Annotated in this window: 9 protein-coding genes, 1 pseudogene and 1 riboswitch; of the genes and pseudogenes, 7 read left to right on the forward strand and 3 right to left on the reverse strand. The window is 48.0% G+C overall.

Annotated elements, in window-relative coordinates; all coding sequences use genetic code 11:
- The first annotated feature begins 63 nt into the window (after window positions 1-63).
- The 3 genes from M654_RS04450 (at window position 64) to M654_RS04460 (ending at window position 3,956) form a co-directional block, all read left to right on the forward strand.
- Window positions 64-2,076, forward strand: a complete 2,013-nt coding sequence (locus M654_RS04450) for a Na+/H+ antiporter (RefSeq protein WP_026588751.1) — start codon at window positions 64-66, stop codon at window positions 2,074-2,076.
- Window positions 2,077-2,161: 85 nt separating this feature from the next.
- Entirely contained in the window at window positions 2,162-3,022 is an 861-nt protein-coding gene (locus M654_RS04455; protein WP_026588750.1) for an ROK family protein, read from the forward strand.
- Window positions 3,023-3,110: 88 nt separating this feature from the next.
- The gene (locus M654_RS04460; RefSeq protein WP_026588749.1) at window positions 3,111-3,956 is read left to right on the forward strand and encodes an aldo/keto reductase; all 846 of its coding nucleotides are present in this window, start codon (window positions 3,111-3,113) and stop codon (window positions 3,954-3,956) included.
- Window positions 3,957-3,996: 40 nt separating this feature from the next.
- On the opposite strand, the gene M654_RS04465 is transcribed toward M654_RS04460, so the two are convergent.
- The 3 genes and pseudogenes from M654_RS04465 to M654_RS04475 all read right to left on the reverse strand — a co-directional run bounded on the left by M654_RS04465 (window position 3,997) and on the right by M654_RS04475 (window position 8,035).
- Complete coding sequence (locus M654_RS04465; protein WP_026588748.1) at window positions 3,997-5,448, reverse strand: MDR family MFS transporter; 1,452 nt, start codon at window positions 5,446-5,448, stop codon at window positions 3,997-3,999.
- A 191-nt stretch (window positions 5,449-5,639) separates the two neighbouring features.
- Complete coding sequence (locus M654_RS04470) at window positions 5,640-7,499, reverse strand: LTA synthase family protein (RefSeq protein WP_026588747.1); 1,860 nt, start codon at window positions 7,497-7,499, stop codon at window positions 5,640-5,642.
- Between the two features lie 66 nt (window positions 7,500-7,565).
- Window positions 7,566-8,035 (reverse strand): annotated as a pseudogene (locus M654_RS04475) (metal-dependent hydrolase).
- A gap of 232 nt (window positions 8,036-8,267) precedes the next feature.
- Between M654_RS04475 and sspJ the strand changes: the two are divergent.
- From sspJ to M654_RS04495, 4 genes are all read left to right on the forward strand, one after another.
- Window positions 8,268-8,414, forward strand: a complete 147-nt coding sequence (gene sspJ / locus M654_RS04480; RefSeq protein WP_026588746.1) for a small acid-soluble spore protein SspJ — start codon at window positions 8,268-8,270, stop codon at window positions 8,412-8,414.
- A 159-nt stretch (window positions 8,415-8,573) separates the two neighbouring features.
- Window positions 8,574-8,750: riboswitch (Lysine riboswitch) on the forward strand.
- Window positions 8,751-8,863: 113 nt separating this feature from the next.
- Window positions 8,864-10,270 carry an amino acid permease gene (locus tag M654_RS04485; protein ID WP_026588745.1) on the forward strand — a complete coding sequence of 469 codons (1,407 nt, stop codon included), beginning with the start codon at window positions 8,864-8,866 and terminating at the stop codon, window positions 10,268-10,270.
- 154 nt (window positions 10,271-10,424) lie between these two features.
- Window positions 10,425-11,489 (forward strand): FecCD family ABC transporter permease, encoded by a 1,065-nt coding sequence (locus M654_RS04490; RefSeq protein ID WP_035428481.1) that lies wholly within the window; start codon window positions 10,425-10,427, stop codon window positions 11,487-11,489.
- A gap of 41 nt (window positions 11,490-11,530) precedes the next feature.
- Entirely contained in the window at window positions 11,531-12,508 is a 978-nt protein-coding gene (locus tag M654_RS04495; protein WP_442858863.1) for a FecCD family ABC transporter permease, read from the forward strand.

The following is a 12,508-nucleotide window of genomic DNA, read 5'->3' on the forward strand; positions in this document are numbered from 1 at the left end:
ATCAATACTGAACAAAGAAGAACACATAAGAGATATGTTCAGGAGCAGCCAGGAGGTGCACCAGTGGCCATTTTCCTCGCCGTTTTGGTTTTGTTGTCCATCATTGCGATTTCAAATATCATTCACCGGTTTCTTCCATTTATCCCGATTCCCCTGATTCAGGTAGGATTGGGGATGATCGCAGCTGTGTTTCCGGGCGGGCTGCAGATGACACTCAGTCCTGAGCTGTTTTTCGTTTTATTTATCGCTCCGCTTTTGTTTAATGACGGAAGAAGGATTCCGAGAAATGAATTGTGGAACTTGCGGATTCCCATTCTGCTGCTTGCGTTTGGCCTTGTTTTTGTTACCGTGCTTTTGGGGGGATATGCCATCCATTGGCTGATTCCGAACATTTCATTGCCGGCGGCGTTTTCGCTGGCCGCGATCCTGTCGCCGACAGACGTTGTGGCCGTCAGCGCGCTTTCGAAACGAATCAATCTGCCCAAGGATGTCATCCGTCTCCTTGAGGGAGAGGGCTTAATGAACGATGCCTCAGGGCTTGTCGCTTTTAAATTTGCGATCGCCGCCGCTGTGACAGGAGCTTTTTCCTTATCTCAGGCGGTCGTCAGCTTTTTCATCATTGCGATCGGCGGCCTTTTGACCGGGGCCGTTCTTTCCTTTTTCATTTTGCGGTTCCGCTATTTGCTCCGCCGATTCGGGATGGAAGATGTCACAATGCATATGCTGATTCAAATATTGACGCCTTTCGCGGTTTATTTGGCGGCCGAAGAGCTCGGCGTATCAGGTATTCTTGCCGTTGTGGCGGGCGGAATCGTTCATGCGGCGGAACATGACAGAGCCGAATCGGCGATGGTCAAGCTTCAGATCGTTTCGTCCAGCACATGGAGCATCATCCTGTTTGTCTTGAACGGTCTCGTCTTCGTCCTGCTCGGCTTGCAGATGCCGCAAGCGCTGTCTGTCATTTTTGGTGATGAAGCGTTTAATAATCTGAAAGTGATCAGCGACATTTTGCTGATTACACTTCTTTTGACGGTTCTCCGCTTTGTCTGGCTATTGTTGTTTTGGCAGGGGAATTGGGGGCTCAAAACACAAGAAACTTCAAAAAGGGAAAAGCTGCGCTCCCTGGTGCAAATCTCGATTGCCGGAGTCCGCGGCGCTGTCACGCTGGCCGGTGCATTTTCGATTCCTTTCGTATTGGGGAACGGCCGCCCTTTTCCGGAACGCGATTTCATCATTTTTTTAGCCGCAGGCGTGATTTTAAGTACCTTATTGATCGCAAGCGTCTTTTTGCCGCTTCTGTCAGAAAGAAAACCGCAGCCGGCGTCCGGCAGCCAGCTGCAAAGTATCAGAAGAAAATTGATGAAAACGACGATCAAGGCCCTAAAGGAGGAGATGAATGAAAAAAACCGGGCCGCTGCTTTGGCCGTCATATCCGAATACAATGACAAAATAAAGAGCCTCAGGTTTGAACAATATTCGCTAAAGCAGCTTTTGCGCCTCAGAAGGATGGAAAATAAAATCCGCGTATACGCTTTAAAAGCGGAGCAGTCGGAGCTGGAACAGATGCGGAAAAACAAACAGCTGACAGAGCAAATGGCGCATCAGCTGCAGGAAAGGCTGCAGGAAAAAGAACTGCTCTTTTCCAATCCATTCAAAGCGGGTGTATCACTCACAAAATGTCGGCATCTCATGACTAGATTTTTCGCAGACAACAAAAAACAAGACATCAGCCGGTCCCCTCATCAATACAGCGGATTGCTCAGGAAAGCAAGGATGCAAACGGCAAAAGCGGCCATTGAAGCGGTCAAAAGGCAGATGAATGATGATAATAAAGAAGTGTCCAAGTCGGTCATCGCATTTTATCGGCATTTCATATTGAAGCTTCAGCACTGGGATGCTGATCATAAGGAAAACAAGCGCTATGAAAGGCAGAAAAAAGAGATTCGGCTGAAATCTGTGCAAATCATCCGCAATGAGATTCAGAACCTGTTTGAAAACCGGCAAATTTCCCGGGAAACCGCCTATCGGCTGCGCCAGTACATGAATGATCTGGAAGCTGCGATGCTGGATGAATAGGCTCCCGTGATTGCTTTCCTGAATGGTCTGATTTATCATTCAATTAAAGAAGTGAAAAAATACAGACCAAAAAGGAGCCGAGAGGATGAAACATTACGGTGCAATAGAAGCAGGAGGCACAAAGTTTGTTTGTGCAGTTGGAACAGAAAACGGAGAAATCATAGACAGGCTGACGATTCCGACGGAAACGCCTGAAGAAACGATTGGAGAGCTGACGGCTTTTTTCAGCAAGTATCAGCTCACATCCATGGGAGTAGGGTCTTTTGGACCTATATGTGTTGCAAAAGAAAAAGAGGAATACGGATACATCACCAATACGCCGAAGTTAGCCTGGAAGGCATATCCGTTTATTCCCGAACTGGAAAAAAGGCTGGGTGTACCCGTTTCCTTTACGACTGATGTAAACGCTGCCGCGCTTGGGGAAATAACCAAAGGAGCGGCACAAGGTCTGAACAGCTGTTTATATATTACAGTCGGTACAGGTATCGGCGCCGGAGCGATTATCGGGGGCGAACTGGTTCAAAGCGCTACACATCCTGAAATGGGGCATATTCTTATCAGGCGCAGTCCGGAGGATTCCTTTGCAGGAAACTGTCCTTATCACAGCGATTGCCTTGAGGGGATGGCGTCAGGCCCCGCTCTTGAAAAACGCTGGGGCAAAAAAGGGAAGGATCTTGCCGGGGAAACAAAAGTATGGGAGCTTGAAGCCGATTATTTAGCACAGGCGCTTATGCAATACATCCTGATTTTATGTCCTGATAAAATCATTATGGGCGGCGGGGTCATGAAACAGCAGCAATTGTTTCCGCTCATTCGGAAAAAGCTGTCCGAATATCTCAACGGCTATGTTGATCTTCCGGATCTTGAAGATTTTATTGTGCCGCCGGGACTTGGAGATGATGCCGGGATCACAGGTGCGCTCGTTTTAGCCCTATCCGCCGAATGAGCAATTTATTATGTCAATTCCCACCATTATGAGATAATGGAAATGATGCGGTTCACGCACCTAAAATCAATGAAAGGTGGTCATTCATATGGTAAGCAGTTTGAAGGACACTGTGACGTTACATAACGGGGTCAAAATGCCATGGTTTGGTCTCGGAGTTTTTAAAGTGGAAGAAGGCAGCCAGGTTGTTGAATCTGTAAAAGCAGCCATTAAAAACGGATACCGGAGCATCGATACCGCTGCTATTTATCAAAATGAAGAAGGCGTCGGCAAGGGAATTAAAGAGTCAGGCGTCGCCCGAGAAGAATTGTTTGTCACTTCAAAAGTGTGGAACAGTGACCAAGGCTATGAAAAAGCATTGGCGGCTTTTGATGAAAGCCTTAGAAAACTCGGCCTTGACTACCTTGATTTATATTTGATCCACTGGCCGGGAAAAGATCAAAATAAATTTAAAGAGACATGGCGCGCCTTAGAGAAGTTGTACAAAGACGGCAAAGTCAGAGCCATCGGCGTCAGCAACTTCAATGTGCACCATTTGGAAAGCCTGCTGGAGGACGCGGAAATCAAACCGATGGTCAATCAGGTTGAATTCCATCCGCGGTTGACGCAGCTTGAATTAAGGGACTACTGCAAAAAGCAGGGAATCCAGCTGGAAGCATGGTCTCCGCTCATGCAGGGGAAACTCCTTGATCATGAAGGGCTAAAAGGGATCGCAACAAAATACAACAAATCCGTGGCACAAGTGATTCTGCGCTGGGATCTGCAAAACGAAGTCGTGACTATCCCGAAATCGGTCAAAGAACACCGCATTATCGAAAATGCCGATATTTTCGACTTTGAATTAGCGAAGGAAGATGTCGAAAAAATCAATGCGCTTAATCAAGATGAACGCGTAGGTCCAGATCCTGATACAATGGACAGAGGATTTGAATGATCATTAAAAAACCGGACTCTTTTACAGAGTCCGGGTTTTTTTATTCTTCGTGAAAAACCAAACGGCTTTTCGTCTGTTTTTTTCTGCGGTCGCCGAGGCTGCCGCGGTGGTTTTGCTTGATAAAGAAAGAAAGGACCAATCCGATTCCGGCCAACACGGCCGCTGCCATAAAGGCGACGTTTACTCCGTGAATCATCGCCGTTTCTGAGCCGGGCCCAGCCGGGTCGGCGAGCGCGCGCTGCGTCATGATGGTAATTAAAACCGCCGTGCCGATCGACCCCGACATCTGTCTCATCGTATTGTTCATGGCGGTGCCGTGCGGAATCAAATGGCGCGGAAGCTGGTTCAGGCCCGCAGTCGTTACAGGCATTAGCACCATTCCCATCCCAATCATCCGCACCGCATAGACGACGGACAAATAGGCGAAGGGAGTCGTTTCAGACAGGTGGGTCAACAACAGCGTTGTAATGAAAATCGCCGTTAAACCGGTAATGCTCAACGTGCGCGCGCCGATTTTATCAAAAATCCTGCCGGTAATCGGGGACATCAGCCCCATCATCACCGCTCCCGGAAACAGCATCATTCCCGATTCCATGGCAGTGAAGTGGCGCATATCCTGCATGTAAATCGGAACGATCGTCGCCGCTCCGATCATCGCCATAAAGACCACCATGCCGATGACCGTAGCCAGCGTAAACATTGGGTATTGAAAGACCCTGAATTCCAATATCGGCTCTTCCAAATGAAGCTGTCTCCAAATGAACCAAACGAGTGTAATGCCGCCGACGGCAAATCCGATCAGCACATCCGCGCTTGACCAGCCGGAAACGCCCGCACTGCTGAAGCCGTATAAAATGCCGCCGAATCCTAAAGAAGACAAAATAATTGACGCCACATCGAGCTTAGGCGATGTTTGCTCCGTCACATTTTTCAGGATAAAGTAGGCGACAATCACGTCGATGACGGCGAAAGGAAGCAGGAGATAAAACAGCACTTCCCATGGATAGCGATCGACGATCCAGCCGGATAAGGTCGGTCCGATGGCGGGCGCAAAGGCGATGACAAGCCCCACCATTCCCATCGCAGAGCCGCGTTTTTCTTTCGGGAAGATCAATAAAAGCACGGTCTGCATCAACGGCATCATGATTCCTGCGCCTGCGGCCTGAACGATTCGTCCCACAATCAAAACAGGGAAGCTGAACGAAAGAGCGCAGATCAGCGTTCCTGCCGTAAACAGGGACATCGCGGTCATAAACAGCTTTCTGGTCGTGAATTTTTCAATTAAAAAAGCCGTAACTGGAATCATAATTCCGTTCACGAGCATAAAAATCGTCGTCAGCCACTGGGCGAGTCCCGGTGTAATGTTTAAATCTTCCATGATCGGCGGGAGAGCCGTCGTCAGCAATGTCTGATTTAAAATCGCGATAAAAGTACCCGTAATCAGCACGGCGACAATCGGTAATTTGTTTGTTGTTCGTTCTGTTTCACTCATGTTATTACCTTCTTGTTTATCATATTTTATATCACTTTATGAAATAATCGCCCCTCGAAATAACCTTGCTTTTTTAGAGTAACGAAGGGTGCGTCAATCCGCAAGCTCATTTCAAATATTCGGTATATATTACCCATATGACCGCTAATCTAAACAGCCCCTTTAAGCAGCCGGCTTAAAGGGGAAGCGGTCTATTTTTTATAAAATCTCAGCAAATCCCCATTGATGATTTTATCGGAAAGGGACAGCTCCTCATTTGCTTTTTCGACAAGCGGGCCGCACGTGTTTCCAGCGTCCTCAATGATGTCTCCGGTTTTCTGGCTGTAGCAGGTGTTTTTTGTAAAGACATAGTCATCGGTAATAAAGCTTCCGTTTCTTAAGACTGCAAACGGCATTCTGTCTTCAGAGAAAAGGTCGTTGCCGAATTGAACCATGCCTTTTGTATCAATTCCCAGCAGGTGAAGCAATGTCGGTTTGACATCCACTTGCCCGCTTGTTTCGGAAATTGTTTTCGGCGCTTGATCCGTGATCCCCGGTATATGGATGATCAGCGGGACCCGCTGCAGCTGAACGGTATCATAAGGTGTCACTTCCTCCTTGCCCAAAAATTGCGCAAGCGCATCATTGTGTGCTTCAGAGATGCCGTAGTGGTCTCCCATCAGTACGATAACCGAATTTTCGTAAAGGCCGTTTGCTTTCAGCTTGGCGATGAAATGCTTTAATGCTTCATCCTGGTAGCGGACAGTTGTTACATAACGGTTCAAAATCTCACTGTCGGAATCATATTCGTCAATCAGCTTATCCTTATCATCAATAATAAACGGAAAGTGATTGGTCAATGTAATCAAATTGCTGTAAAACGGCTGCGGCAAATCCTTCATCAAGTCTGCCGATTGCGTAAGAAACTCCTTGTCCTTCAGCCCCCAGCCTGTGGAATGTTCAGGCGTTACATGAAAATACGATACATCAAAAAATCTGTCGATGCCGAGAGATTCGTACATCACATCTCTGTTCCAGAAATTTTTATGGTTGGCGTGGAAAACAGCTGAGGTGTAGTCTTGTTTTCCAAGTGTTTGATACATCGAATTATACTCGTTTTCGCTTTTGGTGAAAAAAACCGAACCGCTCAAAGACGGATAAAGCGAATTGGCGACGATAAATTCGGAATCCGATGTTTTTCCCTGCTCAGTCTGCTGATAAAAATGGTCGAAATAATAGCTTTGATGGATCAACTCATTGATAAACGGGGTGATGTCCTGTCCGTTCACTTTTTCATTGACCACGAAATTCTGCGTCGACTCGAGCGTAACAAAAATCACGTTTCTGCCTTTGGCAATGCCGAACATGTCTTGATTCGGCTTACTGTAGTCGGCGTTCGTGTAATTTTCGATCGTCGCCAGGCTGGTCTCATCGGCAACCGCTTTTTGCGTTAAATTAAAGGTTTGGGAAACGCCGTCAAGCAGATGAAATTGATACAGTCCGATATTTTTGACCAGCGCTTCCCTGTCAAATGAATAAGATAAAAGCTTCGGCTGTTCAATCTCCGCCAAGGCAATATTGAACAATACCGCCCCCGCAGCCGCCGCATAATAAACCTTGATGGCTTTCGCCGTCAGTTTTTCTCCTGTTTTTCCACGGGTTTTCGCAAGCCATAGCAAGAGGGCCAAATCAAAGAAAAGAACGATGAACATCGGATTGAACAATTCCTGAAAACTGCTTCCAAGCCCCCCGAGGTTTTTCGCCTGAAACAGGACGGGAATCGTAATGAAATCAATGTAAAAGCCGTAAAAAATGCTGTTTGAGATGAGTATGCCCGTAAGGATGATATTCGCTCCGATTAAAAACATGCGCTGTGCCTTTTCACGGAAAAAGAGGCTGATGCCGAATACAGGGATGAGAAAGCTAAGCGGGTTGATCAACAGAATCAGCTCCTGGAGCCAATTGTCAATTTGTAAATGAAACCCCAGCTTGTAAATGAAATATGTTTTCATCCACATGAAAAAAATCGATAAGCATAAAAACCATTGCTTTTTGAAGAATTGTTCTTTCATTTATAATAGCTCCTCGCGTATAGTCAAGCCCCTCAAACATTTCGCCTTAAAAATCAAATCCTTTTATCATGCCATCAAGGCGGCAATAAAATAACATGAAAGAACGGTGAGGGCTGCCATAACAGCCTGTTCAGCCTTTCCGCCTGTCTTGATGTAAAGCGGAAGGCGAAACTTGATGGAGGACGGAAAGAAAAGCTTGATGCCGTTTGTCGTTCCTGCATCGAGAAGTAAATGGCTGGCCATTCCCGCCGTCAGCCCGATCAGTATGCTCTGGTCTTTAAAATACAAATGAGCTGTGAATGCCGTCAGCAGCAAAAAGAGCAGGCTGTGTGTAAATGTCCGGTGTCCGAAAACAGAGCTGACCAGCGCAGATAAAATCGGAAGCTTTCTGCCGATTTTGCTTTTCGTATGGCAAATATCGGTATCAATGCCCCGAGGACTCCGGAAGCGGTCATCCATACGGGATCAAATCCATAATAATAAGCGACAGCCGTACAAGAAGCGACTCCCCCCATGATGTGTGTTTTTCCTGTCATCTCGCTTCTCCTTTAAGACTGTATAACAAATTCCTAAAGAAAACTATATCAAGAGATCTAATGGTCATCAAGACTGATTCTGTCAACTTTCGGATGCGATTTTAAATTTTTGCAGCATAAAAACCCAAAATGTTCTGTGCCTTTGGTGCAATGCCTTCATTCGATTTGCTGAATAAATTTTTAAAGAAAGGTCAAATTAACAATGTATCACAATATTAAAGAGGTGATTCATGTGGGTTTTCTCTTCAATCATAAGGACAGAGAAAAAAGCAAAACAAAAGACCGCAATGCCGTTCAGGGAGCTCTTGAAGACGCTGGACAAGCGCTGCAAGGAGATCCTCTGCAACAAGCGGTCAACAAAAAGAAAAATAACCGATAACCATCTATAGATGAAAGGGCGGAGAATGCCTCCACCTTTTAGAGGCTGCCTGTAAAAAGGCGGCCCTTTCTATTCTTTCCATCAGTTCCCTTTGACAGATTAAAATTTCTCTGGTAACCTTCGGATGTGAATATGTGATAAATCCTCACTCTTAACTCTTAGTGAGGTAGAGGTTGCGCGGATGATGAGTCGCATGTGTGAGGCTGATGGGGCCTATGACCATATGCAAAAGGCATCAGCGCCGAAGCGTAAAGAAGCCATTCCTTCTTTATGCTGGGTCTGCATTGAATAAGTGCAGGACTGCCGCGGGTTTTTCCGCGGAGGGCTATCCGGGGATCAAGAGTGTATGTGAAGTAAAGCATGGACTTTTGTTCATGCTTTTTTTATTTTGAATGATCTCGCGGTCTGGTCCGGCATATTTTTTATAAAATGCTCGGAGGTTATATTTTATGGAACAGACAAAAAAATGGGGCTTCTGGCTTCTGACGGCATTTGTTGTCGGCAATATGGTCGGCTCGGGGATTTTTATGCTCCCTAGTACACTCGCCCAGACGGCAAGCCCGTTCGGCGTAACGGCGGCATGGCTTGTGACGGGTGCGGGAGTGCTCATGATCGCCCTTGTTTTCGGTCATTTATCGATCCGCCGTCCGGATTTGAAAGCCGGCCCGCAAAGCTATGCAAGAGCTTTATTCTCAGATCCTAAAAAAGGAAACGCCGCAGGCTTCACGATGGTATGGGGCTATTGGGTGGCAAGCTGGATCAGCAATGTGGCCATCATCACGAGCCTTGCCGGCTATTTGACTACGTTCCTGCCGATTTTGACGGACGGACGGGAGATGTTTGAGCTTGGCGGCCACACCGTGACGCTTGGACAGCTTATGACATTTATCGTTTGTACGATTCTCTTGTGGGGAACACATTTCATACTCGTCTCCAGTATAAACGGAGCTGGAAAGCTCAACTTTTTGGCGACCTTTTCGAAAGTGATGGGCTTTGTCCTGTTTATTGTTGCCGGATTATTCGTTTTTCAGGTGTCATTATTTGAATCATTTTATTTTCCGATTGAATCAGAAGGCAAAAGCATCGGACTCGGCGGACAGGTTCACAATGCGGCGATTTCCACGCTGTGGGCGTTTGTCGGGATCGAATCAGCTGTTATTTTATCAGGACGCGCATCCTCCCAGCGGGATGTCAAACGGGCGACGATTACCGGCCTTTTGATCGCCCTCGGCATTTATATGGTCATTACGTTAATTACAATGGGCATCATTCCGCATGATCAGCTGCAGGCTTCAGACAAACCGTTCGTTGATGTGCTTCATGCGATTATCGGCGGCTTTGGCAGCGTGGTGATGGCGGTCTTGGCGATCATTTCTTTATTCGGCTCCATGCTCGGCTGGATTTTGATCGGTTCCGAGGTTCCGTATCAGGCGGCAAAAGCCGGCGATTTCCCCGCATTTTTTGCGAAAACGAACAAAAAAGGAAGTCCGGTCAACTCTCTGATCATCACCAATCTGATGTCCCAGATCTTTATATTCTCAACGATTTCGGGAACGATCAGCCAGGCTTTCACGTTTTTGACAACGTCAGCGACTCTTGCGTATCTCGTCCCTTATCTCGTCGCAGCTGTTTTCAGTTTGAAGCTGATTATCAAAGGCGATACGTATGATGAGCTGAAAGGATCGCGAACAGGAGACGGCATCATCGCACTGGCCGCCCTTGGATATTCTCTATGGGTGATTGTGTCGGGGACTTCCGACTGGTTCACCTTTATTTTGGGAATCGGGCTGTTTTTTGTCGGGCTTGTGATCTATCCGTTCGTTCATAAAAAATTCAGTAATAGCCAGGCATCATAACCGCCGGGCCAGCCGTGTCTTGAAGCGGAAGACCGGCTGGCTTTTTTTTATTTTGCAAAATTTATGATGAAAAAATGTGACTGAGGCTGTTATACTATACAGTGAAAATGATAATCGTTATCGATCGCGAATAGAATGAAAGGAATGGCATCGATTGAGGTCATACAGAAATATACATCATATCAACAGCGGGGACGAGCCCGGCAATGAACAGCGTCCGCTGAGCCGTCCCCTTCTAGCTATTTCCGTCCTGATAGGCGGGATCGTCATTTTGCTGTTCGGCGCGGCATTGTCGGTTGCCCTTGGTGCGGCTGACATCAAGCTCGGCACGGTTTGGGATGCGCTGTTTCATTTCGATTCAAAAAATACGGCGCATCAAATTATCCAGGAACTCAGGCTGCCGAGAACGGTCGGCGCAGCGCTTGTCGGCGCCTGTCTGGCCGTTTCCGGGGCGGTGATGCAGGGGATGACGAGAAATCCGCTTGCATCTCCGGAAATCATGAGTGTCACCCAAGGGTCAACGTTTGCCATCGCCATCGCTTTTGCCTTTTTTCCGGGGGTCTCTTCGGTCGGGCTGATGATGTGGTCATTCGCCGGAGCCGGCTTTGGAGCCGCGATCGTATTTGCCGTCGGCATGTTTTCAAAAGGCGGTCTTACACCTGTGAAGCTGGCTTTGGCGGGGACGGCAGTGGGCACTTTCTTGAGCGCTTTCTCATCAGCCATCGGAATTCACTTTGATGTGGCGCGCGATATGAGCTTTTGGTACGCAGGCGGAATTGCGGGAACCAAATGGCTGAGCATCAAGCTCCTGCTGCCGGCAGCGGCGCTCGGTCTCGCGCTCGTCTTTTTCATCGCCCGTTCCATTACGGTGCTAAGCCTTGGGGAAGAATTGGCCAAAGGGCTTGGCCAATATACAAAAACGGTCAAGGCGCTCGGCATCATATCCGTCGTTTTGCTGACAGGCGCGGCTGTATCTGTGGCTGGAGCCATCGGCTTCATTGGACTGATCATTCCGCATATCACCCGCTTTTTAGTCGGTGTCGATTATCGCTGGATTATACCGTGTTCAGCGATATTGGGAGCGGTGTTGCTCATCTATGCCGATATTGCGGCAAGGATGGTCAATCCCCCATTTGAAACACCTGTCGGAGCGGTTACGGCGCTTGTCGGTGTACCGTTCTTTCTCTATCTGGCCCGCAGGGAAAGGAGGGGGCTCTAATGGAGACGATCAAGAAAAAAAGCAGCCGTGCGGCAGTGGTGATGCTGATCATGGCCGCACTGATCTTTGCAATATTTTTACTAAGCATGAATACGGGGGAAATACGTATAGCCCCGCTGGATGCCTTGAAAACGTTATTCGGCGGCGGAACACCGCAGGATGAACTTGTGCTGTTTGAATTCCGGCTGCCCCGGATGTTGCTCGCCATGCTGATCGGCGCAGGGATTGCCGCAGCCGGCGCCGTCTGGCAGGGTGTTTCCCAAAACGATCTGGCTGATCCGGGAATCTTGGGGATCAATGCCGGAGCGGGCTTTGCCGTTGTCGTGTTCATCTTCTTTTTCCAGGGCACAACCGACAACCTGCAGACAAGCACGATTTTTTCTTTGCCGATTTTTGCATTTTTGGGCGCCTGTGTCGCGGTCATCCTTGTCTATGTGCTGGCGTGGAAAAAGGGGCTTGACCCGGTGCGCCTTGTTTTAGTCGGAATCGGGGTCAATGCGGCGTTCAACGCGGCAATTTTGCTGCTGCAGCTGAAAATGGACCCGAATGATTTTATGCAGGCCGCTGTATGGCTGTCAGGAAACATCTGGAACGCAAATTGGAACTTTGTATCCGCCATCTTACCGTGGATTGCCGTACTGATCCCGTTTATCATTTATAAAGCGCGCTATTTAAATGTCCTGAACCTTGGCGACCAGATCGCTGTAGGCCTTGGAACGGCCGTGGAAAAAGAGCGGCGCACACTGCTCCTGGCGGCGGCAGCCCTCAGCGGCGCCTGTGTGGCCGCGGGCGGCAATATTACCTTTCTCGGTCTTGTTGCCCCGCATATCGCCAGAAGGCTTGTCGGCCCGAAGCATCAGCTTCTCATACCGGCGTCTGCGTTGACCGGTGCATTGCTCTTTTTGCTGGCCGATTTGATCGGCAGGGTGGTTCTTTCGCCTTCGGAAATTCCCGTGGGGCTTGTCATCGCCGCTTTAGGAGCGCCGTACTTTATTTACTTGCTTATGAAAACAAACTAA

It is taken from the genome of Bacillus sp. NSP9.1, assembly GCF_000465465.2.
GTDB classification, from domain to species: domain Bacteria; phylum Bacillota; class Bacilli; order Bacillales; family Bacillaceae; genus Bacillus; species Bacillus sonorensis_A.